We start from the raw sequence: 24,430 nt of genomic DNA, 5'->3' as shown, positions 1-24,430 counted from the left end.
GCGGGCTTCAGCCCTGCTCGGTGTACGGGGTGAAGGGCGCCCAGCCCTTGATGGCGAAGGTGCTTCCCTCGCGTACGACTTCGGTGGCGCCGTGCCCGCCCAGGTGCGCGGGGATCACGAGCGCGTTGTTGTCGGCGGCCCAGCCCAGCACCTTGCGGCGGGTGGCGCGGGCGCCGGCGGGGTCCTCGCAGAAGCAGCTGTTGGCGTCGGGCTCCAGGATCTGCACCGGGCTGTGCAGCATGTCGCCGACGAACACCGCGCGGTCCGCGCCGGAGGTGAGAGTCAGCACGGAGGAGCCGGGCGTGTGCCCGGGAGCCGTGTCCAGGCGCAGGTTCGCGTCGATCTGGTGGCTGTTCTCCCACAGGTGCGTCAGGCCGGCCTGGTGCACCGGGGCCACGCTGTCCTCGAAGACGTTCTGGTTGCCGCGGCCGAGCAGCGGCTGGTGGCCGTTCTCGGGGTTCCAGAAGTCGAAGTCGTCCTTCGGCATCAGGTAGGTGGCGTTGGGGAAGGTGGGCACCCAGCTCCGGCCGTCCAGGTAGGTGTTCCAGCCGACGTGATCGATGTGGAGATGCGTGTTGATCACGATGTCCACGTCCTCCGGTTGGACACCGGCCCGGGCGAGGTTGGCCAGGAAGTCCGTTTCGCGGTGGCTCCAGACCGGGGCGTAGGGACGCTCCTTGTGGTTGCCCACGCCGGTGTCGACCAGGATCGTCCTGCCCTCGCTGCGCAGCAGCCAGGTCTGGATCGCGGAATTGACGATGTTGGTCTCGGAATCCACGAAATGCGGGGCCAGCCAGTCGGTACCGCTCTCCCAGACTTCCTTCGAGCTTTCCGGGAAGAAGGTGTCGGGCGTCATTTCGACGGAACCGTAGTATTCCCATACCCGGGTGATGGAGACATTGCCGAGGGTGATCTGTTCCATGGGATTTCCTTGGAATTCGGGGGATTTACTCAACCGTACGAGCGACCCCGGTGGGCACGGTATCCGTCACGTGACTGCACCTGTGTGTACAGCTCTGAGAACAGGCCTTTCCCCTTATGCAGATGCCGACCTCTCTGCGGTCACGAGGCCGGAGCCGGGTCCGTATCGGGCCGCTTGCCGGTCGTGTCCTGCGCGGTGGCCGCCGCGGTTTTCACGTCGGCGGCTTCGACGACCTGCCGATCAGCGAAAAGCAAGGATGTCCGGCTGCCCGGTAGTGCGTTCTGCCGGGGTGCCGGCTTGCCTTTGGGCGACGAGGCCGAGCGCATGTGCGCATTCACCGACTACGACGTGCTGATCCTCGACCGGACCTGCCGGTGGTGACGGGCAACGAGGTGTGCAGCAGACTCAACGAGCGGACGGAGCGTTGAGCCGCCGCGCCCCGAAGTCGCCACCGGTCGTCCTGAGTTGGGCGGCATCGTCCTGGGACGAGAATCTCAACCCCCCGCACCAGCGCGGTCCGTGCCACCGTCAGCCGACTGCGCGTCAAGCTCGGCAACCCGGACGCCATCACCACGGACACGGGTGAGGGTCACCGCCTGTGCGGATGAGCCCGCTACGGGACGGCGCAGCAGGTCCGGAGCCTAGAAGTGGTCGCATCCGTCCGCGACCGGGCGGCCACGGAAGACGTGTGCCCCCGCGTTCCGATGGCCCTGACGTCTGTTACGGCTACGAGTTCGCCCCGCCGCGACTGCCGGCCGACGCCATCGGCCTCCGGCTGACCGACCGCACCGTGCGCGTGGTGCAGGACACGGTTCTCCAGCAGTTGCTGCTCTGGTCCGGGATCGGGCCGGCACTGATCGCCCTGCTCACCGGATTCATGGGCTGGTGGCTCGCCGGCCGGGCCCTCGCACCGGTCCCCGCCATGACGGACATCGCCCGCCGGATCAGCGAACAGCACCCGCACGAACGCCTCGCGCTCACCGGCCCCGACGACGAACTGCACAGGCTCGCCAGCACCTTCGACAGCATGCTCGACCGACGGGAGAAGTCCTTCGAGAGCCGACTCACCGTCTCGGTCACGTCCACCGGCACCTGACGACCACTTGGTCTATCCGGCTAGGCGCGTGCGCACCGGTCGGTGAGGACGGCGCAGCTCACTGCGGGAGCCTGGGCCGGGCCGTGGGGCAACGGGATGTCCACGCTCTCGGAGGGGACCACGGTGGTGCGGTCGGGGTCCGAGGCGAGTGGGTCCAAGGCCCGTACGAGCGTGGTCAGGGTCGCGTCGAGGCGATCGATGTGCAGCAGCAGGCGGTGCTCCGGCGACGGCCAGTTGCGGCCCACGCGTTGCTCCTCCGAAAGCCGGGACAGCGCCCTGACAGCCGTGGGGCGTGCCAAGTCGGAGGCGGCGCCCGGTCCATGACCGGCGACGCGGATCAGGTGGGTCACGGTCTTGTGCGCGCGTTCGGCCGCGGCGGTGAGGCCGGCGGCGCACTCCGGGACGTGGCCCGCCGGCAGACGTTCGGCCGTGGCGGCCAGGCTCCGTACGTGGTACGCGCCGGCTTCAAGAAATTCCAGCAGGTGGCGGACGTGGTGACGGCGCCGGCGCTGCGGAGTGAGCGGATGGGTGAGGGGCAGGCAGGCCTTGCGGAACGATTCCAGTGCCTGGTCGAGGTCGTGTGCCGCGCGGACCCAGCCCGTCGGGGCTTCCGTGTTCGTGCCTCCTGCCGCGACGGTCCGAAGGAGGCGGTCGAGGACGCGCAGGAAGCCGACCAGTTCGTCGTCACTGGCCCGGCGGACCGTGGTGGGAAGCACGAGGACGGCCGCAAGGATCCCGCAGGACACTCCCAGCGCGGTCTCCTGGACACGCAGGAGCAGCACGTGCGGCGAGAAGGTGTCCATCAGCGCGAGCAGCATGCCGAGCGTGCCGGTGATGAAGAACGTCACGGCCCAGTAGGCGTGCGACGGGGTGTAGAACATCCCGAACATGCACAGCAGGAGCAGGACCAGGAGGACGGGGCCGTCTCCGCCGACCAGGGCGGCAAGGCCGTAGCCGAACACCACGCCTAGGACCGTGCCCGCCAGCCGCCTCAGGCTCTGCAGCAGTACCTCGCCGGTGCTCTCGTTCTTGATGAACACGACCCATGCGGCCGCGACGGCCCAGTACCACAGGTGCGGCGACAGGAGATGACCGCCCGCGATGGCGAGGGCCGAGGCAGCCGTCACCTGAAACGCCTGGCGGGTGGCTCCCCGCTTCAGGCTGTCGGTGTCCGTGTCCCTGTGCGGCAGCGCCCCGAAGGTGGGTGAGGCCTGCTTGCGTGGAGGTGTCCGGCGTCCGGCCGGGCGGACGCGTGGGCCGAGAACCCGCAGGGCTTCGGCGAGTTCGTCGACCGCGGGGAAGCAGTCCAGCACGAGTGCGGAGCCGGTCGGACGGTTCGCCAGGCCGCCTTCGTACGCCTCTGAGCACCGCTCGGCTGCGCAAGTGGTTCCCACGGTGGGCTGGTGCCGGAGAGCCCGGATCCGCTGGGCGAGCCGCTGTCGCGCCGTCCGTTCCGCCGGATCGTTGCGTGCCGCCGGCGTGCGCATCGCACGGACCGCCAGTACGGCCAGGCGCTGCGCGGCCACCTCCACCCGGCTGAGGTGCGGCAGCAGGGCCTCGGTGTCCTCGTCGGCGGCGCGCTCGTCGAGGAAGTCCTCGATCAGCAGCACAGACGCGTGCAGTGCGTCGAGGCGGTCCTGCAACGATCGGCTCCGGGTGTCGATGTCCTGCCCGGCGGCGATCATCGCAGCCGTGTCCCGCAGGACGTCGTGCAGACGCACGTCGAACGCGTGCCGCAGCCGCCTCAGGGCTTCGGACGCCGTGATGGGGCCGACGCAGTACCAGACAGCCGTGACGGCCGCGAACGCCACGAGTACCGATGCCCCGAGCTGCGGAAGGCGGTCTGCCCGGGCCTGCGTGAACTGAGACAGCAGGAAGGCCATGAAACCGAAGATCCCCAGGCCCAGACCGCGCGGGCCGAACCGGCGGGCCTGAACGGCGAGGTGGATCACCACAAGGAAGATCAGCCCGGCTGCTGTCGGATACGGCGTCAGCGCGGCTCCGGCGGACAGAGACGCGAGGGAGAGCGGAACGCCGAGTCCGAGGGTGATGAGCTGGTTGCGCGGGTGCAGGTCGCTGACGGCCAGTGACGTCGTCATCGCGGTGAAGCCGCCGACCACCAGCGCCGTCTCCGGCGCTCGCAGCGCTGTCAGCACGGCAAGGGTCGCTGCGGTGCCGACTACGGCGCGCATCGCGGAGGTCAGACGCATGAACCCGGGGTCGAAGGCGGCGAAGCGGTCCCACAGCGATGTCGTAGTCCTTGCCACCATGGGGATCTCCGGAGGTCCTTTCGCATGTCCACGGCCATGCGGGAGCCTTCGGGTTCTGACCGGCCACCGCCCGCGTCCCCAGTCTCGGCATGCGGGGTTCCGTCCGGTATGCGTCACGTGACTGCATCGGTGCTGGTCGGCCACCGGACGGGGCGTTTGCGCCTGCCGGCCGGTTGTCCCGCCGTGGCGATCCCGAGGCCGACGGTGCGGAGACCTACGGCTCGAGGCCTGCGGAGGTCTGCGGTCGCCTCGCCACGATGTCCGCGCGGCGACGCTACTATCCGGGGTATCTCAATTCCCTGGAGCATCCGTGGAAAACGATGGAAAGGCTCGTGGGGACCGGCGCTCGACGCGGAATTCCGGTCTGGCACTGGTCGGCCGGGAAACCGAGACCGCAGAAATAGTCCGGCGGGTCGGCGCCGATCGGTCGCACAGCGACGTGTTGATCCTCACGGGTGACCCCGGCGCCGGAAAGAGCACACTCCTCGGCATCGCGGCCGACAGCGCACGGAGCGCGGGTGGCCGAGTGCTGCGAGCGGTGGGGAGCGAATCCGAGGCCCACCTCGGATTCGCGGGTCTTCATCAGATGCTGCGCCCGGTACTCGGTGAGACGGAGGATCTGCCGTCGCGCCAGCGCGCCGCGCTCCGCTCGGTCCTGGGGCTCGAGGAGTGCGCGGAGACTCCCGACGCGATGGTCGTGGGTCTGGCGGTTCTGACCTTGTTGTCGGACCTGGCGGAGACCGCCCCGCTGCTGGTGGTGGTCGACGACGCGCAGTGGATCGACCGCGGATCCCTGGACGTTCTCTCCTTCGTGGCGCGGCGCATGGACAGCGAGCCCGTCACGCTGCTGCTCGGAGTCCGCACCGCGGCCACGCTGCCGGGTTTCGACAAGGGGTACGAGCGCCTCGAACTCGGCCCGCTGGACGGTGCGGCGGCGAACCGACTGCTCGACCGGCAGCCCACGCCGCCCACCGGCCGAACCCGGGTGCGGATCCTCGAGGAAGCGGCAGGCAACCCGCTGGCCCTGGTGGAACTCGCCCACGCCACCGCGGTCCGCAACCCCGAGGGGAGCAGTGTGGAGGGCCCGCTGCCGGTCACCGACCGACTGGAGCGGATCTTCGCAGGGCACGCGGCCGACCTGCCGGAACCGACCCGCCGTGTCCTGCTGCTGCTCGCTGCCGCCGACGCGGCGGACGCGCAGGCAGCCGCCATGGGGCTGTCCGAGGCGGACGACAAGGCATGGGTCCCCGCGGACCGGGCCGGTCTCGTACGCCAGGACGGATCCGGGATCGTTTTCCGTCACCCGCTCGTCCGCTCCGCCGTCTACCATGCCGCGTCTTTCCAGGAACGCCGCCAAGCGCACCTGGCTCTCGCGGAACTGCTGCGCGAGGAGCCCGACCGCCGCGCCTGGCATCTGGCCGCCGCGACGGTACGCCCCGACCAGGACGTATCGGCCGCCTTGCAGCAGACGGCCGACCGGGCCCGGCGCCGGGGCGGCTTCGCGGCCGCCGCCGCGGCCCAGGAGCGCGCCGCGGAACTCAGCCCGCACCGCGAGGACCGGGCGCGCCTGCTGGCGGATGCCGCTGCCAGCGCCGTCTTCACCGGTCAGCTCGGCTGGGTGGAGCACCTGGCCGCCGCAGTCCGAGAGTGCACCGACGACCCGGCACTGCTGGGCAAAGCCGCGCTGGCCGCCGGCCGGCTCATGTCTCTCGGCCCCCGTCACACAGCAGCCTTCGCGCTGCTCATGCGCGTCGCCGACGAGGCGGCGAACGCCCGGTCACCGCTAGTACTCGACGCGCTGGCCGCGGCAGCGGTGGTCCGCTACTACTCGGGCGCGGAGTCCCAGCAGCGACAGATCCAGAGCCTGCTCTCCGGCATGCCCGACGATGCCGCCGGAGCGGCGCTGCACGCATGGGTCATGGCCGTCTCCGACCCCGGCGGCGCAGGAGCGTCCCTCGCGCCGGTGCTGCCCGAGCTCATCGCCGAGGCCAAGAGCGACGCCCAGCGCCTGACCGCGCTGGCCATCGTCGCCTGGCTGCTCGACCAGACCGCCCTCGCCGCCAGGACCTTCGACGAGGCGTTCGACCAGTGGCAGGCCCACGGCCCGCTCCCGGACGGGCTGGGATGCGCGGCCGGCTGGACCCGCCTGGAGCAGGGCCGATGGGCCGAGGCCCGCTCGGTTGCTGCCGACATCGCAGCCATGGCATCGGCCGCCGGACTCGACCACGCCGAGGCGTGTGCTCAGGCACTCGACGCCACAGTGGTCGCCCTGCTCGGCGACCCGGCCGCCGCACGCCGGCTGGCCGAGCGAGCCCTGTCTCTCGTCGACCCGCTGGAGAGCCGCTCCGTCGCGGTCTTCGCCCGCCGGGCCCTGGGAATGGCGGCCGTGGCCGAGGGCGACTACGACACCGCATACATACAGTTCCGCTCCGCGTTCACCGACGACGGCGATCCGGTCCACTACCACGTCTCCTACACCGTCCTGGCCGAACTTGCGGCTGCGGCCGTTCGCCGAGGACGGCAGGAGCACGCCGCACAGCTACTGGAACGCTCGGCACGGCACCTCGGTACGGGCATGTCCGCACGGGTGGCCACGCTGATCGACCGTGGCCGCGCCCTGCTGGCGGATCCCGAACACGCGGAGCCGTTCTTCCAGGCCGCGCTCGCGCAGCCCGCGGGTGAGCAGTGGCCGTTCGAACGGGCGCAGACCCGGCTCGACTACGGGGAATGGCTCCGGCGCCGGCGCCGTATCGCCGAGGCCCGTCCCATGCTGAGCGCCGCCCTGGAAACCTTCCAGCGCCTCGGCGCGCGGCCGTGGGTCGAGCGGGCACAGGCAGAACTGCGCGCCGCCGGCATCGAGGCGACCGACATCGTGCCCAGTGCCTTCTCCGAACTCAGCCCCCAGCAGCAGCAGATCGTCCAACTGGCCGCCCGCGGCCTGACGAACCGCGAGATCGGGGAAAAGCTGTTCCTCTCACCGCGCACGGTCGGCTCCCACCTCTACCGGGTCTTCCCCAAGCTGGGCATCACCGCCCGCTCGCAACTCCGCGACGTACTCGAAGGCACCCTGTCAGACACCGGCGTCCAGAGCTGACAGCCGAATCCGCCGCGGATCCGCGCTGACGCGCGTGCCCTGCCGGGCGTCTCCCGACTGTGACCGAGAACCCTAGTTGGCAAATCATGGACTGAGACGCGCAGGTCACGCTCGAGTGGAGAAGTCTTGTTGGCGAATCATGAGAGAGATAGTTGGCAAATCATGGTCGCGCATGTTCACTCCCTGTCACTGACAGTAGCTCTACCTGCGACGACACCAGCGAGGTGAATGCGCCGGAATGCGCCGGATACGTCTTCCGACATGTCGGACTGGGCTGGCTAGGCCGCCGCTAGGCCACGCTGATCGTGGGCGGTTGGGGGAATCGGCTCCCTCGGGGGCTGTGGCGTCATCCGCCTTCGTTGGCCGGGGCAGTGGCGTTCCATGCCAGGCCGCCGAGGTCGAGTTGGTGACGTGCGCGAGTAACGGCGACGTAGGCGAGACGGGCATCCGTGTCGCTTACATTCGCGGCCTGGGCAGCCGCGCTTGTGCCCGGGTCGGTGTCCTTCGGCTGGGGAAAGTCATTGCCGATCCTGACGGTCGTCCATTCGCGGCCTTTGGCTTTGTGGGCGGTGGAGACGGTGACGTCGGCGTGTGCTTCTTCGGTGAGTTCGGACACGGCGGCGAGGATGGCGTCGGGGCCGTGGGTGTCGACGAGGTCGACGAAGGGCTGTAGGTCGCGGCCGGCCGGATCGTAAGCGGCGTAGTCTTGCAAGTCACCCCAGGACGAGAACAACACCAGTTCGGGGTGATGAGTGCGGCGCCCCTCCTTCAAATCGCGTGCAGCAGAAGAGAGTTGTGCCAGCTGCTGGCCTCCTCGAGTGAGGGCGACGCGGTGACCTTCGCTGAGCAGGCACAGAACCTCTGTCATGGCGCCGATATTGGTGCGGCACAGCACGGCGTCAGGGTGGTCGACGCTGCTGACCTCTGCGGGAACGCTGGTGGTTCCCGTCAACCGGATGGGAGCACCGGCAAGCGCGAGCCACCGGTTGGCCTCGTCGGCGATCCGCGGTCCGAAGCGGAACGAGCGGGTCAGGGTCAGCTGTTCGGCGTCGAAGCCGGTCATCACGTCAGTTGCGCCCCGCCAGCCGTAGATGGCCTGGGCGGAGTCGCCGACCATGACGAGCTGGGTGTGGTCGCGCTGCGCGATGAGCACTTGCTCCAGCACCGGGTTGGTGTCCTGGGCCTCATCGAGAAAGAGGAAGTCGGCCTCGATCTTCGGCCCGGTCAGCGCCCACATCTTGAGGTAGTGGTCGTGCTCGAAGCGGACGACGCCCTGGCCGGGGCACTGAAGGTCTGCCCATGCCTTTGCCGCGAAGGGGAGCACGAGTTCGGTGAACTGCCGGTGGTCGGCGGGAACGTCGAGGCCGCGCAGGTGCGGCACATGGTGGGGGGCCAGAGCGGCGTCGGCGGAGTGGCAGAAGCGGGTGACGGTGCGCAGCACGTAGTGAGACAGGGTTCTTGGGCTGATCTCGTGGTCGGCGATCCGCACGGGCCGGAGGATGCCGAGGGACTGTCCGGTCTTCCAGGCTGGTTGGCGGGGGCTGTTGAGCCGGTCGGCATAGCGGTGGCCGAGTGCGGCGAAGGCGGTGGCGTGGGCGGTGCGGCACTGCACTGTGGACGGGAAGCGGGCTGCGGCGTCCCGCGCAATGTCCTTGTTGAAGGCCAGGTAGCGGCCCTGGCGTTTGGTGTCGGTGGCGAGCAGGCACAGCGTGCTGGTCTTCCCGGTTCCGGCTCCGGCCTGCAGCGCGAGGTGTCGGCCGGCGCGGAAGGTGTCCGCTGCGTGGATCTGTTCGTGGGTGGGGGTGTGCAACGTGGGCTCCTTGGGATGGGAACGGTCGGGACGCGGCGCAGCGGGTGGCTGTCTCTCGCGGGGGAGGCGACGACGGGTTCAGTGCGGCAGACGTACCTGCAGAAGGCGGCCTGCGGCGCATGCCAGAACTTCTTCCGGGGTGTGTGGGTGAGCGGCGCTGCATCTGCCATTCGAGGCGGTGGTGCCGCTGGCGTTGCTTGTGCGCGAGGTCGGCCGTGATCCGTTGGTGGGCCCGGTGAGGTTCCCGAGCGGTGGCGGGCCGGGTCAGGACGATCTCGACGGCGTACTGATGCGTCAGGGCCGGACCCGCCGGGGTGCGGGGCCGCCGGGACGGCGCCCGTGCGTGGGCAGGCGGGTGTGGATGTGCTCGTGGTGGCGGAGTGGGTCGAAGGGTTCCCAGTCCGCGACGGCGAGGTCGCCGGCGGTGGACGCGGCGGCATGGTCCCGACACCGTTGGGTGCGGCAGCGCAGCTGTTCCTGGTACGGAAGCGCGGACAGGCTGTAGACGGCCATGACATCCGACGGCAGCGCCAGCTGACCGTGGTGCGCGGTCACGGGTACCAGGGTCCACACTCCGTGCAACCCGCTGGAGCCGAGGATCTCGGCGGTGCAGCGGGTTCGGCGCCGGGTCTGGGCGACGCACTGGATCTCATCGACGGGACGCGAGGCCAGGTAGCGGACGAACAGCAGCTGCACGACGGGCCGAGCCGGACGGCAGACGGCCTCGCCCGCCGGCCCGTCGGCCCGTGTGGCAGGCGGAGCGAGAACTCCGGTGTCGAGCAGACGGCGCGTGCACAGGGCAAGGGACCGGCGCAGCCCGGACAACTGCGGCGCGGCCGTCGGCGTCGGGCGGGCTGGGCACAGCACCTCATGGGCCAGCCGGCACCAGCTGCTCCCGTCGCCCGCGGGATGGGCGATGCCCCGGCTGACGTGCCAGCGGCAGAACTCCGGCACCCCGGCCACCGGCAGTTCGTACGGATGCAACTGCACCAGTCGGTCGTCGGTCCTTGGGTACCACTCGACCGGATTGCCGCATTCGCGGCAGGAAGCGTTCTGGCCGCAGCGCAGCAACCGGCTGGCGCTGTCAGGGGCGATACGCAGGGATCGCCGCTGAGGCGTACTCGCGCGGCTGCCGTCCCAGCGCCGCGCAGAAGGAGAGGAGGGAGAGTGCATGTGGGCGAACCTGCCAGCCGACACGCCCCACCGGAGGCACCCGGCCCGGATGTGCCCCCGGGTAGAGCAGCGCCGGGCGACAACAGTGCGAATGACGGCTCACGCATTCGACGCCGCGTTGCCGGATCGGGTGAACTGCCGTCGGCGGTGTACAGGCCCGGTTCAGCTGTCGGAGCTGTCTTCGGTGCCGGGTAGGTCGTGCTCGTGGCAGAGGCTGGCGAAGAGCTCGTCGAACGGTGTGTCAAGGGCGTGTGCGAGGGCGTGCCATGTCTTGAGGGTGCCGACGGTGCGGCCCTGCTCGATTTCGATCAGAGTACGCCTGGCCAGACCGCTGCGGGAGGCGAGTTCGTCATAGCTCCAACCGCGCTCAGCCCGCAGACGCCCCAACTCCAGTCGGAGCGCGTTGAGGTCCGGATCGGGTGGCAAGATCGTCACCCAACCATCCGACGGTGCAGACCCCTGCCCTGTCAGTGCAGACCTCTGCCCTATTTCTCCCGAAGGCTCCACAGGCAGGAGGGCAGGGGTCTGCACTACGGTGTCGGCCGCCCCGCCGTACGGCACGGTGGGGTTGGCGCCGGATCGGAAAGGGAGGGGCACACGCCCATGAGGCTGCGCACCGTGTGTCAGGCGCCGCGGACCTGGACAGTGGAACTGAGATGTCAGACCGGCGGGCTCGTCCTCGTTTGCCAGCACTGCCCTCAGGACGGCCGGCGGGTCACGGCGGAGTCTGCGCGCTCGGCGGCCCTGGCCCATCTCGCCCACCATGCCCGCGGTGATCTGAGGGCGCCTCACCTGCGGATCTGCCAGTGTCACGAGCGCGGCTGCCGCTGGCACCGCCGCCACCGAGGGTGCGCGGGGGCCATCCGCCTGCTCCTGGCCTGTGAACGCGGCGGCCGCGTCTGGCGCCTCGCCGACGCGTGCGGCGCCTGTGCCGCGGCAACCACCCAAGCCGCCGTCGTGCCCGACACCGTGTTGGCCGCACCGTTCCACCCGGCTTCCGTGCGGCCGCGCGGCCCCCGGCCCTGCCGGGGGCCGGGGGAACGTGTTCGCGTGGGCGAGATCCTCAGCTACCTGGCTGCGGCCCTGCCCGCGGACGTGTCCGCCGGGGCGAGGCTCCTCGCCCTGCAGTGCGCCCTGCGTATGAACGCGTACATGCACGTCGAACTCCGCGCGGGCCTGCTGCGCAGCCTTTGTATCGACGCGGCGCAGGCTTGTCGCGAGTTGGAGCGGGCGCAGTGGGTGAGCGTGGTGAACGGCCCCGGAGCAGTCGGGATGGCTGCGGAGCTTCGCGATGCCACGCTGCTCACCCAGTCACCGGCCCGCCCCGACCGGCGGCGCGCGGCCGACTGGGCACTGCGCATAGGGTGCCCTGCCCGGATCGGTGGGGTAGAGCCGCGGCTGCGGCTGGCGGGTGTCTATCTTGCGGCACGCAGCGATACGTCTTCGGGAGAGGGGCTGAGTGAATGCGACCGGATCATCCGTGACTGCGGCCTGCACGATGAAGGGTTCCATTGCGTGATCAGCCGTCTGACGGCCAACGGCATTCTGGAGGGGTGGCGGATCTGCCCGGATTCAGGCGATGTGCACTGGACGCTTGCGGCGGGGCGGTGAACGGCGGCCCCTTGCGGACCGTCACTCGTCGGTCGCGGGCATCAGGCGGGTCGTGCGGACCTCCATGGGGTCGCGGACAGCTCTGCAGCTGGCCGGTCCCGTGCATGGGCGTGTCGAGTTGCCGCTGCATGTTGCCGCTCCTCGGGGCGGCCTTGTTCCAGGAGGAGCTCCCCGGCGGCTGGGTGGTCCTCCAATGGCGGATGACCGCGCCCCCACACCGGAGACGCCTTCGGGTTCCCCGCCAGCGGCAACCCGGTCGATATCAACGGCCAGGACATCATGCGCATTGTTGACGGAAAGATCACCGAGATCTACCACGTCGAAGAAATGCTCAAGCTCACCCAACGGATCGGCACCGGCACGCAGTCGGCGTGAAGACCGAGACCTTCTCGGACAACGCCAGCTCCCGAGCCTCGATCGGCAACCATCCCCTCAAGGCGATGAGAAGGAGGTGATGACGGGAGCCCGGACGCTCCCGCTCTTGGTGGGGGCGAGTTCCGCGGTGGCCCTCGGACCGGCGGCGTACTCCTTGACCGTCCACCGACCTTCGGACCCACCGAGATTTCAGATCATCGAGGCATCTACCACGTCCACCCTATTAGGGCCGTGGCGGGTGGATGGTCGACCCATCACCACCATAAAAATCCACGTGGCACACGCCGTTGGCGTCGCAGGTGACCCGGTCCAGCGCCGCTGCGGGCTGAACGGATACGCCCAGCCCGATCAGAGCCACTGCTATACCTGTCACTGCAGCGCCTACGAACTGACGTTTCGTATTACTCGGTTTCATGAGACCTCCTGGTCGCAAGAAAGGGATGGACTCCAAAGCGTCTGCGCCGGATGCAGGCCTCTGTTCGCAGGCTCGACAACTGTCTTTCATGCGCAGTCGCCACAGGTGCTGGGTCTCGCCGATCGAGGAGTTGCTGAAATCGCCAGTTTGGACAGTGCGCAAATTGGCCCAGTAATCCGCTATGAACCGCGAGATGTATCACCGTGGAGTTTCATTGCTCGAACAGCAGGGCCGCCCCAGCGCCATGTTGACGATTGAATCGTGGCTGATGATGTCATCATCTGTCAACGGGGGGCCAGGCGGGGGATGGTGAAGGCCATGTGCTGGTTCGGGGTAGCTGCAAAGTCTCGTCGTTGAGCATGTGGCTTTGGAGGTGGCAGCCGACACCGGTTGCCGACGACTTCGGGCAGCACTTGTCGATCGCCGGACCGCAAAATGTTGATGAGAACTGGGTTCTGGCACAGATCTCAGGGAGCGGTCGCTGAGGGTGACCGCGGTGTTCGATTGCGATGCACCGATCGGGTGTGAGACCGAGTACGCCGCGCCGTGGAACGGTAGACAGTGACACTTCGGCAGATACCTGTAGGCATCCGTTGCTGCGGCTGTGGCTTGTGACAGTGCTGGTCATGCAGGCCGACGCATCGTTCTGGAACTCGCTGGTTTTCGACGGGATCGACGAGCTTGCCGTCGAGGCGGTGACCGCCGCCTTCGGCACAGTCGACGGGGTGGCAAGAGACTGAGGGGCCGGAGCATCGTGCCCTGACTGCAACGGCTTCTCACGTCGGGTGCACGACTCCTACCAGCGCAGGCTCAGAGATCTCCCGCTCGGTGAGTTCCGCGTCGTGATCCTGCTGACGGTCCGACGGTTCATCTGAGGCTCGGCCCACTGCCCGCGCCGGACGTTCGCCGAGCCGTTCACGCAGTTGACCAGCCCGCAGGCACGCTTCGCCCGCCGGCTCAACCGCACCCTGGAGCGGATCGGGTTGGCGCTGGCCGGACGGGCCAGCTCCCGGCTGACCACCCAACTCGGTTTCGACGCAGGGAGGATGACCTTGCTTCGCCGGGTCATGGCGCTGCCGGATCCGCAGTCCAGCACGCCGCGGGTGCTGGGCGTCGACGATTTCGCCACCCGGCGCGGACAGTCGTACGCCACTGTGATCACGGACGGCGAACGCCACCGCCCGATCGACGTTCTTCCCGGCCGGGAAGCGGCACCGCTCGCCGCGTGACTCACCGCGCATCCCGGCGTTGAGATCATCTTTCGGGACCGAGCCGGAGCCTACGCCGAGGGAGCCCGGCTCGGCGCCCCCGATGCCCTCCAGGTCGCCGACCGGTTCCACCTGTGGCAGGGCCTTGGCCGGGCGTGAAAACCTGCGTCGCCGCCCACCTCGAGTGCCTCCGCGTCCCGACGCCGCCCACGCCGCCGAACACGGACATGCCGCAAGGAGATCCGGGGCCTGCCGGCCGCCGGGCCCAGCGCAAGAAAGCCGCCATGTCCTGGTACCTGAACTGCTCAAGCAGGGCTACTCCCGGCGGGCGATTGCCCGGCGCCTGGGCTGGGGCCTCAAAACTTTGCTGCGCTATGCGAGTGCCCCGCACTGGCAGAACACCCTCCGCAAGAACCGCCCCAGGCCCAGCCGGTTGGATCCCTATAAGCCCTACCTGGAACGACGGTTCACCGAAGGCTGCACCAGCGTCACTCGGCTGCACCGCGAATTGCTAGCCGAGGACGCCCCCGTCACTTATCAGATGGTCCGCGCCCACATCGCCTCCCTGCGCGCCTCTCCATCCCAACGGTTCGCGTACGGAGAGCTTCCCTCCTGATCAGGCGGGAAGCTCCTTGATGTTGGAGGGCTCCTGCGGCTGGATGCCGTTGAAGCGGTGGCGGAAGTCGCTGGAGGCGGGGTAGGCGGCTCGGTGCGACCGCATGATGGAGCCCAACGGCCGGTGGGCTTGCAGTGCGTGCCACGGGCTGAAGGAGAGGACGTCGTCGACGTGGCGACAGCGGGCGTCGCTGTAGGCGTCCTGGGGCGGCAGATGCATGACCGCCACGGTCTCGTGCGGTGACAGTTCCTCCGGCCACAGGACGGAGGCGTCCTCCACGGGCATCCGTTCGAGGTCCGTGCCCAGCTGGGCGCGGATGTCGTCGGCGCTGTCGTGGGCGAAGAAGTCGGCGACGAGGTCGCGCAGTGCCGACTCGCCGGCCTTCTTGTCGACCTGGCTGCCGGTGAGGGCCCGGACGTTCGCAGAGCGGGGCGCGGCGGAGATCTTGGCGACGTGGTCGCCGTAGCGCAGCTCGGCCATGGAGTGGAAGGTCCAGCCGAGGCTGTGGTGGTTGGCGGCGGCCAGGGTCTCGACGGCCGGTGGGAGCGGGCGTCCGACGCGGGTGAGTGCCTTGGCGGCGACGCGGGCGGCCGCGCCGGTGAGCTGGAGCTGCTGGTCGCTCTGGCTGGGCTGCTTTTCCAGCAGGTCTTGGAGTTTGGCGTACTCGGCGATGTTGCCGAAGGGCAGGGTGGGGCGGTTGACGAGGAGGAAGTCCTGGGTGGTGTGGCCGTCGTCGAGGGCGCGGGGGCCGGGCGCGCCGATGACCTTGATGGCGATGCCGCGCTGGACGGGGACCTGGTCGGAGCGCAGGTCGCCGGGTGCGGAGGAGAAACGGACGATCACCGAGTAGGTGGCCGGTTCGGCGAAGAGGCCCTGGGCGAGAGGGGCCGAAAGGCCGGACCGGACGCGCAGTTCGCCGGCGAGGACGCCATGGCTCTTGGCGTGGGCGTCGCGCAGGCCGTGCCGGTGTTTGTCGGCGAGATCGGGGCTGTAGCGGACGTATGAACGGGTGTAGTCATGGGGCCTCCGCGCGAGGGTGAGGGGCAGATGTTGCCGAGCCACCGGATGGCGGAGAGGCCGGGCATGAAGAAGTACTCGCGGCCGAGCAGGGTGTTGAAGGACTGGATGCTCTGCGCTCTGCGGGCGGGGCGCCAGGCAGCGGCAGTTCTTGCCGGTCACGCGCCGGCGTCGCCGCCTCGACCGTGCATCGGCGTCACATCGACGCCATGTCGCATCGGCTTTCGCGGCAGGTCGAAGCCGGGTCGCAACTCCCCGTCGGCCTCCGCCTGAGGGCCGAGAGCATCCCCACGTTCTGGAAGAGGTGTACTCACGCCGATCCGACCGGTTCGCGGCCGAGAAGCATCGCGGTCCGCAGTTCGGCATAACCCCGATCAGAAGATCCACGGCTCAGCTGACTACCTGCCCAGCCGAGGAGGAAGCCGACGGGGATCGAGGCCAGGGCGATGTTCTGCAGCGGGAACCAGTGGAAGTCCCGACCCGGGAAGAGAGCCAGGGGACTGCCGGAGACCGCGGGTCCGAAAGCTTCGAGGACGGCGCAGCACACCAGTGATCCGTACAGGGTCCACAAGAGTCCTACTCTGGTGAAGTTCTTCCAGAACAGGCTGTACACCAGCGCGGGCAGCACCGCGGAAGCTGTCAGCGCGGCGGCGAACGAAGCCAGGGACACCATGCTCCAGTCGTGCAGCGCGACCGCCAGGCACACTCCGCACACCCCGAAGACCATCACGGCTGTGCGCGCCACATGCATCTCGCGTCGTTCGCTGACCGGGCGACGGCTCAAACCCGCGTAGAGGTCGTGGGCCAGCGAGGCCGCGGCGGCAAGAGTGAGGCCCGCCACGGTGCTGAGGGCGGTGACGAACACGGCGCAGGCAACCACGGTGAACAGCAGCCCGCCGCTCACTCCGGCGAGGGTGTCGACGAGGGTGAACAGAGCTGTGTCGCCATGAGGATCGTCCGACGTGATGGCGCCGGCGCCCACCATTGCGGCCGCGCTCAGGCCGGTGAGCACCATGAAACCGTGGAAGGTGGTCATCACGACGACGGCGGAACTGGTGGCACGTCGGGCTGCGGGCCCGTTCCGAGTAGCGCTCACCCGCATGAGGATGTGCGGAAACACAGCCGAGCCCAGGAGGACGGTGAGGCACAGGGAGACGAAGTCCAGCCTGCCGGTCGTCGTGTCCCCGTACAACAGCCCTGGGGCGTAGAAGGAGTCGGCACCTCCGCCGCTCCGAGCCGCGGCGTCCAGCATGGCGCCGAGGTCCCAGTGTGAGCGGCTCAGCGCCAGGCAGCTCACCGCCAGGACGGTACCGAAGACGATCACCACTTTGATGATCTCGATCATGCTGCTGCCGCGCATGCCACCGAACGCGGCGAAGGAGACGATCAACAGCCCGATGAGAACGGTGCAGACCTGACCGGCCCCCGGAAGGTTAACGTCCAGGACGTAGGCCGTGACATCACCGGCCACGGTGAGCTGTACGACGGTGAGGGGCAGACACACGGCGAGCGTGATCACCGCGCCAGCGGCCCTGGTCGCCGCACCCGCATGCCGGAGATCCAGAACAGCCCCCAGCGTGAACCGTCCAGTGTTACGCAGCGGTTCGGACAGGAACAGCAGCACGCCCAGGGCAGCGACGGCGCTGACGGCGACGAGCATGCCGTCGTACCCGCCCAGGGCGACCATGCCGACCGAGCCGAGCAGGGCTGTGGTCGGAATGGAATCGCCGCACAGCGCCAGAGTGCTCTTGGCCACCGTGAAAGACCGGTTGGCCGTAAAGAAGTCGGCCACCGTGTCGTTGCCCACGCCTGCGACCAGGCAGAGGAGAAAGGAGACGATAACGACGAGCAGGAAGGCCATCAGGGGCGTGAGAAGGCTGGAATCCGCAGCCGCGAGGATGGCGCCGGTCTTCACCGCCGCCCCCCGGTGCCGGACCCGAATTCCGCTGCCCGACCACGCAATTCGTCAGCCTGCCGGTCACACTGACCTCGGCAGGCACGGTCGTACCAGAGAGCTGTCGCGATGATGGCCAGCACCCCGATGACGAGCACCAGCATGCCGACGGTGAACGCGCCGGCCACCGCGGCTGTGAGACGGCTTCCCAGGAACAGGGCAAGCAGGAGGGGAACTGCGACAGCCGTCAGGTTGAGTACGAGCAGGCGGGCCCTGAGTCGGCCCGACAGCCACCACAGGCGGTACAGGGCGTCGTACTCGGGTGCTGCTGCGGGTCTGGAGGCGCGCGGGTAGTCATGGATGTGCAAGGGATCAGCTCTCTGGGCGACGGTCAGGGGGCGACAAGACGCAGACCGCTTCCGGTTCGGACTCCGAGAGCCGCGTCTTTGGGGCTTTCGCCTCCCAGGGCCCTGTCCTCTCCGCGGGACAACGGACCCTAAGGTGAGGAAATCATCAGCGACGATGGGTTGATCGTCAATAGAGCGGGCACCTCAATGGCGAGAACGTCCTCCCGGATGTGGCGCTGGTCCCGGCGATGACGGACCCCCGCTCCGTCGTAGACGATCATCACGCCGACAGCCGTCCGCGACCTGCTGAGCACCGACGCCTCGCTCACACCAGCCCTGCGACCAGCGGTTCAGTCAGGCGATCACATTGACGATCGCGCCAGTAGACGGTCTCACCACGTAAGGCCGCAGGACCTTGAAGCCGGTGAAACAGGGCAGGCAACACAACTGAAGTTGACACAGAACCCGAGACGAAGAAGGTCGATAGATACAGATCCGCTCTATGCGGCCGGCGCCCAGTTCGCGGCACGTATCAGCCCTTGCGTCGTTCGCATATCAGTCTGCGGGTTGGTGAGGGGTTCTCGGTGTTGAACGCGGTGCGCGGCGGGGACGGCTCGCGCCGCCGGGCCAAGGCCGGCGGCCCTGCGCGGATTCCAGATCAAGAGTGCGGGCGATCTCCAGGGCCAGGCGCAGTTCCATCGGGTCGCCGATGGAACGGCCCAGCAATTCCTCGGCCTTGCGGACGCGGTAGGTGACGGTGTTGCGGGCGATGTGAAGCTGCTCGGCGGAGTTCTGGGGACTGCGCTCGCAGGCCAGGTAGACGCGCAGGGTCTCGCGTAGCTCTCGGGTGCGATCGTCGCCGGCCAGCAGCGGCCCGAGGACGTCCTGGGCGTACCAGCGAGCCTGCTCGTCGTCCGTGGTGGCCAGGCACAGCGTCCGTATCTCGGTGTAGTCCCACCACCATCCGGGTCCAGACATAGTGGCGACCCGGTCGGCTTCGCGTGCTCCCAGGTGGCCACGGCGCATTCCTTCAGGCCCGTATGCCACCGGCCCGGCGGCCACCCGGATCCCGGGCGGCGGCCGCAGCAGCCGGACTGGGTCGCAGTGGCCCGGCCTGGGGCTCGACCGCCAGCCTGCCCAGGCCCACACCTGGCCGGGGACGACCGCCAGGCTGAGCCATCCGTCCGGGGTCAGTGCACGGGACAGGTCCTCGGCACAGCGTCGCAGGTCGGCGCCGGTGACGTGCCGGTCGCCCGCCGTCACCACGAACGCCTGGTGATGGCGGGCCAGTTCGTACCCGAGCGCCACGGAGGCCGTGTCGGCGGGGACAGCGTTGCCGGCCAGCAGATCCTCTACGATGCTGCGGCGTTGGGCCTCCCAGCCCGCCTCCCAGCGGACCCGCTCGGCCAGGTACTCCTCGGCCATGCGGCTGGCATGAGCGTCGGCATAGGCGAACAGCAGGTCGCTCACTCGATGGCTCTCAACGCGGCGCACGGGCTCGGGCAGGGCGTCGATGACGGCGTTGAGGGCCTGGTGCAGCCGGGCGTGGCCGATCCGCACCCCGCGCAGTACCCGGTCCAGAGGGATTCCCCGGCGCGCGAACTCCGCGCCGCCCGCGATGGCCTCCTCCGGGGCCACCTGCTCGGTGACCGTCTCGTCGCCGGGTGGGACATCGTCCAGCAGGTTGCGCAGGGCCAGCAGCACGGTCGACTCGACCGTCGATCGCAGCGTGGCGAACGGGGCTGGACCGCCGCCGTGTTCGGGCACTCTCTGGATGATCTCCTCGGTGATCTCCAGCGCGGTCTGCACGCCCCAGGCCACCGGTCCGGGGCCGAGCACCGCTGTGGCAACCGCGATGGTCACCGCCGAGCAGGCAGGCTCCGGAGCCCCCTGCGGGGTGTCCCGCGGGGCGAGGGGCACGATCCAGTCGTGCGGGACGCCGGTCATCCACCCAGTCTTATCAGCCCGGGTCGTGTCAACCCAGCGCCGCCAGTTCACCCCGGAAGAACACCAGCGGCTTGGCATCGCCGACCGCGTGCGCCCCGCGGACCAGACCGGCCACCGCGACATGGTCACCGACCGCGTGCAACGCGTGCAGTTCGCAGTCCAGCCAGGCCAGAACGCCGTCCAGCAGCGGGGAACCCAGCGGACTGGTGGTCCAGTCCCGTCCACCGAACCGGTCGGCGTCCCGGGCGGCGAACGCGGTGGCGATCTGAGGCTGCTGCGCCGACAGCACGTTCACGCAGAATCTGCCCGTCCGCTCGATCAGCGGCCAGGTGGTGGAGGAGTTTCCGGCGAAGAACGACACCAGCGGCGGGTCCAGCGACGCCGAGGTGAACGATCCGACCGTCATCCCGACCGGAACACCCTCGTGCAGCGCGGTGACGACCGCGACGCTGGACGGCACGTGCCGCATGGTCTCTCGCAAGGCGCTCATGGCCCCACTGTGCGTGGCCTGCCGACGGCTTCGCTTGGCTTTCGGGCACCAAGTGGCGCCGGTGTTCTGGTCACGGCACCAGTCCAGCCTTGACGTACATGTGCCGCATCGGGCCCGGCCGGTCGCCGGGCCCCGCCCCCGACCGGTTCGTGGGACTGGCGTCCAACACACTGGGAAACCGCATGACCTCCAACGCCAGCCGTACCTCCAGCGGATCGACCGTACGGCAGGCGCCGAGCAGTTCCTGGGCCCGTTTGACCCGGTAGGTGACGGTGCTGCGGGCCACCGCGAGCTCTTCGGCGGTGGTCTTCAGGCTACGTCCCGACGCGAGGTAGCAGCGCAGGGTGTCGCGCAACTGCGCCGACCAGTCGTCCGACGCGGCCAGCGCGCCCAGCGTCTCCCGCACGTACCAGCGCGCCTGTTCGGTGTCAGCCGTCAGCAGACACGCGGTCCGTATGTCCGCGTAGTGGGGCGCGCAACGGTCTGCCGGTCTGGTCACGGTGATCCGCGCGGCGTGTCGCGCGCCCAGATGGCTACGCTGCATTCCTCGCAGACCGAAGGACGGCGGACCCGCCGCTGCCCGCCACCCGTGCGGCAGGCTGGGCGGCCACGACACCCGGTCCGGCCGGACACCGCATCCGACCCACATCCACACCGCCGCGGCGTGACCCGCCACCTGCAAAAGCCCGTCGCCCCCACAAGCGGCTGTCAGCCGCTCGGCCAGCACGTCGGGGCTCGTGCCGGTGTCGGCCGGGCCCTCACGCCACAAAATCACGGCCATGTGGTACTGGTCCAACGGGTAGTCCAGGATGCGTTCGGCGGCCGCCGGGTCGGCCTGTTCACCCGAGATGATCGCCTCGACCAGGCGGCAGCGTGCGGACTCCCGGCTGTCCTCCCACCGGCCCCGCTCCGCGACGTACACCTCCGCCAGTTCACCCGACAGCAGGTCGGTTTGCTCGAACAGGACCTCGGTGAGCCGCCTGGGCAGCTCGCAACCGGGCGCGGCATCGCGCAGGGCCCGGTGCAGGAAGGCGTGCCCCAGCCGCACCCCGCGCAGTACCCGGTCCAGCGGGATGCCACGGCGCACGAAGTCTCTTACGGCTTCAACCACTTCGTACGGCACGCCGTACGGGGTGCGCCGCCCGTTGCGCTGCCCGGACCCGCCCGTGTCCGCTCCGTCCGCGTCCGCCAGGCCGCACAGGCAGAGCAGCACCACTGCTTCGGCCGTCCGGCGCAGCGTCTCGAACGGCGCGGGCCCGACGCCGTTCTCGGGTACACGGCTGATGATGTGCCCGGTGACGGCTTGGGCGGTGGCGACCACCCACCGCACCGGCCCTTCACCCAGCAGCCGCCGGGCCGGGTCGAGCGTGACCGCGTCGCAGCACGGCTCTACCGACCGCGGACCGTCCAGATCCCTCAGCCACGAGAACTCCATCACCCCACTCCACCACCGGCGTGTTCGGCCGGGGAGAGCGGCTGGTGCAATCCCGGGCCTCCGCTTTGGGCCGGCAGACCAAGCGAGAGCGCTGCCGAAAGCCGTGAAATCAGCGGGAGCCCAGGAACCTGAGGAGGCATCCCGTGCCCGTTGCCGACGACTTCCCGCTGCAGTACAGCCCGTCGATCGACGCCGACCTGGTACGCCGCGCCCGCGATCTGGGCCCGCTGATCGCAGCGAACGCGGCGAAGGCCGATTCGGAACGCAGCTTGCCCGAGGAGAATGTCGCCGCCCTCACCGAGGCCAGTCTGTTCAAACTGACCGTGCCGCGCCGCTACGGCGGCCACGAGACTGACTTCGCCACCTACCTGGCGGTCAGCGCCGAGATAGCCCGCTCCTGCGGGTCGACCGCCTGGGTGTGCACTCTGATCAACATCTGCAACTGGGCCGTCGGCGGCGCCCCCGACAAGGTACGGGAGGACGTCTTCGGCGCCGCCTCTGATGCCCGCGTCTGCGGTGTGCTGGCCCCAAGCGGCACCGCCACACGCACCGGCGACGGATTCAGCATCACCGGTTCATGGGGCTTCACTTCAGGCTGTATGCAGGCCACCTGGGCGTTGATGGGCGTCCAGGTCACCGACAAGGACGGCAAGGTCGTCCAGTTCGGGAACGTGGTGATGCCGATGGACCGGCTGACGATCAAGGACACCTGGCACGTCGTCGGGATGCGCGGCACCGGCAGCAACACCGTCATCGCCAAGGATGTCTTCGTTCCGGCCCACCGCTTTCTCCCGCTCACCTTCGGAGCGGACCAGGTCGACAACCACCCCGCCGAGCCGCTCTACCGATCCTCCCTTGTGCCGGCCCTATGCCTGGTGCTGGCCGGGCCCCAACTCGGGCTGGCGCGCGCCGCCCTCGACCACACCTTGGCCACCATCGGCACGCGCGGCATCTCGTACACCTTCTACGACCAGGCCATCCAGGCGCCCTCCACCCAGTTCCAGGTCGCCCAGGCAGCCGAGCTCATCGACACCGCGGCCCTGCACGTCTTCCGTTCGGCCGCGCATATCGACCAGGCGGCGCTCGAGGGGCGGGCGATGAACGTCACCGAGCGGCTGCGCGTCCGTATGGACACCGGCTATGCCATCGCCCGTTGCCGACAGGCCATCGACCTGCTACTTGACGCCAACGGCGCCTCCAGCTTCGCCGAGTCCAACCCCCTGCAGCGCATCTGGCGCGACTCCAGCACCGCGGCCCGTCACGCCATCGCCAGCCCCAGCGTCAGCGCCGAGGCCTACGGACGAGCCCTGCTCGGCGTGGAGGAGCAGATGACACCCGTCATTTGATCGAACGCCTGTCGAAAGGCATCGGAGCACTGCTCCGCGCGAGTCCCCGTGATCCAGGAGAAGCTGATGAGCCGCATCACTCCCACCGCCTTCGTGCACATCGTCTACCGCACCCACCGCTTCGACGCCATGCTCGAGTGGTACCGGAAGGTGTTCGACGCCCACGTCCAATTCCAGAACGACACGCTCGCGTTCCTGACCTACGACGAGGAGCACCACCGCTTCGCCTTCATCGACCTCGCCAAGTTCGTCCCGGACTCCGAGGAGAAGAACCGCACGGGCCTCGTCGGGGTGGATCACGTCGCCTACACCTTCGACTCGTTGCGTGACCTGCTCAAGAACTGGGAGCAGCTGAAGGGGATGGGCATCGAGCCGTACTGGTCCGTACACCACGGCATCACCGCCTCGCTGTACTACGGCGATCCGGACGGCAACCAGATGGAGTTCCAGGCCGAGAGTTACTCGACCGCCGAAGACGCCAACGCCTTCATGAGGGGGCCCGGATACGCCGAGAACCCGATCGGTGTCGAGTTCAGCCCGGAAGACTGGCTCACGCGCCTGCGCGCCGGCACCCCGGAACGCCACTTCCTGATCCGCGAGGTCCACCAGCCGGTCTCGCCGCCTCGTTTCGCCGCCCCGAACTGACTGGCGGCTGTTTCCACGCGGGCGCCCGGGTCCGGTCGCCGAGTAGCGGCGTCGGAGCGCGGCGTTCCCGGGCGCTTGACCGCACGAGGGCGCACAGTCGCGGCTTGGCCGATCGGGGCGTTTTCCGCGGTGTTGGTGGATCACTTCCTACTTGTGTGGTGCTGCGGGTATTGCTGGGTCCGCCTGTTCAGCTCGGCCGGCCAGCTGGTCACCACCGGCCGCCGCCAGATCCTCCGCCTGGCTCACCACTGGCCATGGACCCATGTCGTCACCGGCGCCCTCGGACGGCTCGACCAACTGCCCAAGCTAGTCTGACCGGCAGTTTTCTCGTCCCTGCGAGCAGCACCACCTCCACCAGGTGGGCGGGGTCGGCTCGGTCGGCACGAGGACTGTGTGCGAAGCGCGTGAAGCAGGCGCGCCGCTCTCAGGCACGGCCGCCCACTCCGTCCGTCCTGTCCGACGGATACCGGCGTACCGTCCGGGTGATCGGTCGCATTCCCGTACAGATGCGCGAGGCGATCGCACTACCGAGCGGCCGAGTTGAACTGGACGGGCGCGGGCACGCACAACAGGGCCTCCCGGAACCGCTCGGTTCGATTCGCATCCCCGAGCTGCCGAGAGGCCCTGCTTTCATGCGCATACCGCCGGGTGATCACCCGACCAGGCACCCCGTTCGACCCGCGGGCTCCAAGGTCGGTTGAGATACGGCTTTTCTGGGC

At 69.2% G+C, this 24,430-nt stretch carries 18 protein-coding genes and 1 pseudogene; 8 read left to right on the top strand and 11 right to left on the bottom strand.

The genetic code is table 11. The features are described from left to right. Positions 1-7 precede the first annotated feature (7 nt). Positions 8-922: an MBL fold metallo-hydrolase gene (locus ACIBJB_RS21975; RefSeq protein ID WP_398932787.1), complete on the bottom strand. Its 915-nt coding sequence runs from the start codon at positions 920-922 to the stop codon at positions 8-10. 688 nt (positions 923-1,610) lie between these two features. Between ACIBJB_RS21975 and ACIBJB_RS21970 the strand changes: the two genes are divergently transcribed. Continuing rightward, on the top strand, positions 1,611-2,018 hold the full coding sequence (locus ACIBJB_RS21970) for a hypothetical protein (RefSeq protein ID WP_398932786.1): 408 nt from the start codon (positions 1,611-1,613) through the stop codon (positions 2,016-2,018). 20 nt (positions 2,019-2,038) lie between these two features. Here ACIBJB_RS21970 and ACIBJB_RS21965 read toward each other — a convergent pair whose 3' ends face one another. Further along, positions 2,039-4,288 (bottom strand): FUSC family protein, encoded by a 2,250-nt coding sequence (locus ACIBJB_RS21965; protein WP_398932785.1) that lies wholly within the window; start codon positions 4,286-4,288, stop codon positions 2,039-2,041. 310 nt (positions 4,289-4,598) lie between these two features. On the opposite strand from ACIBJB_RS21965, the gene ACIBJB_RS21960 reads away from it, so the two are divergent. Then, positions 4,599-7,382, top strand: a complete 2,784-nt coding sequence (locus tag ACIBJB_RS21960; protein ID WP_398932784.1) for an AAA family ATPase — start codon at positions 4,599-4,601, stop codon at positions 7,380-7,382. Positions 7,383-7,728: 346 nt separating this feature from the next. On the opposite strand, the gene ACIBJB_RS21955 is transcribed toward ACIBJB_RS21960, so the two are convergent. From ACIBJB_RS21955 to ACIBJB_RS21945, 3 genes are all read right to left on the bottom strand, one after another. Next, positions 7,729-9,192: a UvrD-helicase domain-containing protein gene (locus tag ACIBJB_RS21955; RefSeq protein ID WP_398932783.1), complete on the bottom strand. Its 1,464-nt coding sequence runs from the start codon at positions 9,190-9,192 to the stop codon at positions 7,729-7,731. Between the two features lie 294 nt (positions 9,193-9,486). Next, positions 9,487-10,365 carry a DUF6083 domain-containing protein gene (locus ACIBJB_RS21950; RefSeq protein WP_398932782.1) on the bottom strand — a complete coding sequence of 293 codons (879 nt, stop codon included), beginning with the start codon at positions 10,363-10,365 and terminating at the stop codon, positions 9,487-9,489. A 162-nt stretch (positions 10,366-10,527) separates the two neighbouring features. Further along, positions 10,528-10,800, bottom strand: a complete 273-nt coding sequence (locus tag ACIBJB_RS21945; RefSeq protein WP_398932781.1) for a helix-turn-helix transcriptional regulator — start codon at positions 10,798-10,800, stop codon at positions 10,528-10,530. A 615-nt stretch (positions 10,801-11,415) separates the two neighbouring features. On the opposite strand from ACIBJB_RS21945, the gene ACIBJB_RS21940 reads away from it, so the two are divergent. From ACIBJB_RS21940 to ACIBJB_RS21925, 4 genes and pseudogenes are all read left to right on the top strand, one after another. Continuing rightward, complete coding sequence (locus ACIBJB_RS21940) at positions 11,416-11,976, top strand: hypothetical protein (RefSeq protein WP_398932780.1); 561 nt, start codon at positions 11,416-11,418, stop codon at positions 11,974-11,976. Between the two features lie 225 nt (positions 11,977-12,201). Beyond that, positions 12,202-12,351: pseudogene (locus tag ACIBJB_RS21935) on the top strand (hypothetical protein); the annotation flags it as partial. 1,200 nt (positions 12,352-13,551) lie between these two features. Next, positions 13,552-13,641, top strand: coding sequence for a transposase family protein (locus ACIBJB_RS21930; RefSeq protein ID WP_398932779.1), 90 nt, complete (start codon positions 13,552-13,554; stop codon positions 13,639-13,641). A gap of 48 nt (positions 13,642-13,689) precedes the next feature. Next, positions 13,690-13,995, top strand: a complete 306-nt coding sequence (locus ACIBJB_RS21925) for a hypothetical protein (protein ID WP_398932778.1) — start codon at positions 13,690-13,692, stop codon at positions 13,993-13,995. 595 nt (positions 13,996-14,590) lie between these two features. Here the strand turns inward: ACIBJB_RS21925 and ACIBJB_RS21920 are convergent. The 6 genes from ACIBJB_RS21920 to ACIBJB_RS21895 all read right to left on the bottom strand — a co-directional run bounded on the left by ACIBJB_RS21920 (position 14,591) and on the right by ACIBJB_RS21895 (position 21,720). After that, positions 14,591-15,652: a catalase family protein gene (locus tag ACIBJB_RS21920; protein ID WP_398932777.1), complete on the bottom strand. Its 1,062-nt coding sequence runs from the start codon at positions 15,650-15,652 to the stop codon at positions 14,591-14,593. Between the two features lie 265 nt (positions 15,653-15,917). Then, entirely contained in the window at positions 15,918-17,522 is a 1,605-nt protein-coding gene (locus tag ACIBJB_RS21915; RefSeq protein ID WP_398932776.1) for a cation acetate symporter, read from the bottom strand. After that, the gene (locus ACIBJB_RS21910) at positions 17,519-17,869 is read right to left on the bottom strand and encodes a hypothetical protein (protein ID WP_398932775.1); all 351 of its coding nucleotides are present in this window, start codon (positions 17,867-17,869) and stop codon (positions 17,519-17,521) included. Before ACIBJB_RS21910 ends, ACIBJB_RS21915 begins: the two co-directional genes overlap by 4 nt. A gap of 534 nt (positions 17,870-18,403) precedes the next feature. Next, on the bottom strand, positions 18,404-19,795 hold the full coding sequence (locus ACIBJB_RS21905) for a PucR family transcriptional regulator (protein WP_398932774.1): 1,392 nt from the start codon (positions 19,793-19,795) through the stop codon (positions 18,404-18,406). A 28-nt stretch (positions 19,796-19,823) separates the two neighbouring features. Beyond that, entirely contained in the window at positions 19,824-20,285 is a 462-nt protein-coding gene (locus tag ACIBJB_RS21900) for a flavin reductase family protein (protein WP_398932773.1), read from the bottom strand. Between the two features lie 70 nt (positions 20,286-20,355). Further along, positions 20,356-21,720, bottom strand: a complete 1,365-nt coding sequence (locus ACIBJB_RS21895; protein ID WP_398932772.1) for a PucR family transcriptional regulator — start codon at positions 21,718-21,720, stop codon at positions 20,356-20,358. A gap of 143 nt (positions 21,721-21,863) precedes the next feature. Here ACIBJB_RS21895 and ACIBJB_RS21890 point away from each other — a divergent pair, with 143 nt between their 5' ends. Beyond that, positions 21,864-23,066: an acyl-CoA dehydrogenase family protein gene (locus ACIBJB_RS21890; RefSeq protein WP_398932771.1), complete on the top strand. Its 1,203-nt coding sequence runs from the start codon at positions 21,864-21,866 to the stop codon at positions 23,064-23,066. Positions 23,067-23,132: 66 nt separating this feature from the next. After that, positions 23,133-23,711 (top strand): VOC family protein, encoded by a 579-nt coding sequence (locus ACIBJB_RS21885; RefSeq protein WP_398932770.1) that lies wholly within the window; start codon positions 23,133-23,135, stop codon positions 23,709-23,711. Positions 23,712-24,430: the final 719 nt, after the last annotated feature.

Origin of the sequence: Streptomyces sp. NPDC050759 (assembly GCF_044456945.1) — a bacterium.
In the GTDB taxonomy this organism is placed as follows: Bacteria; Actinomycetota; Actinomycetes; order Streptomycetales; family Streptomycetaceae; genus Streptomyces.
The sequence above is the reverse complement of the archived record's forward strand: the minus strand, read 5'-3'. Positions and strand labels throughout refer to the sequence as shown.

Coding starts and splice junctions, on each gene's coding strand:
- ACIBJB_RS21950 (WP_398932782.1), bottom strand. CDS start 10,365: ATGCACTCTCCCTCCTCTCCTTCTGCGCGGCGCTGGGACGGCAGCCGC.
- ACIBJB_RS21965 (WP_398932785.1), bottom strand. CDS start 4,288: ATGGTGGCAAGGACTACGACATCGCTGTGGGACCGCTTCGCCGCCTTC.
- ACIBJB_RS21975 (WP_398932787.1), bottom strand. CDS start 922: ATGGAACAGATCACCCTCGGCAATGTCTCCATCACCCGGGTATGGGAA.
- ACIBJB_RS21885 (WP_398932770.1), top strand. CDS start 23,133: ATGAGCCGCATCACTCCCACCGCCTTCGTGCACATCGTCTACCGCACC.
- ACIBJB_RS21900 (WP_398932773.1), bottom strand. CDS start 20,285: ATGAGCGCCTTGCGAGAGACCATGCGGCACGTGCCGTCCAGCGTCGCG.
- ACIBJB_RS21905 (WP_398932774.1), bottom strand. CDS start 19,795: ATGACCGGCGTCCCGCACGACTGGATCGTGCCCCTCGCCCCGCGGGAC.
- ACIBJB_RS21895 (WP_398932772.1), bottom strand. CDS start 21,720: ATGGAGTTCTCGTGGCTGAGGGATCTGGACGGTCCGCGGTCGGTAGAG.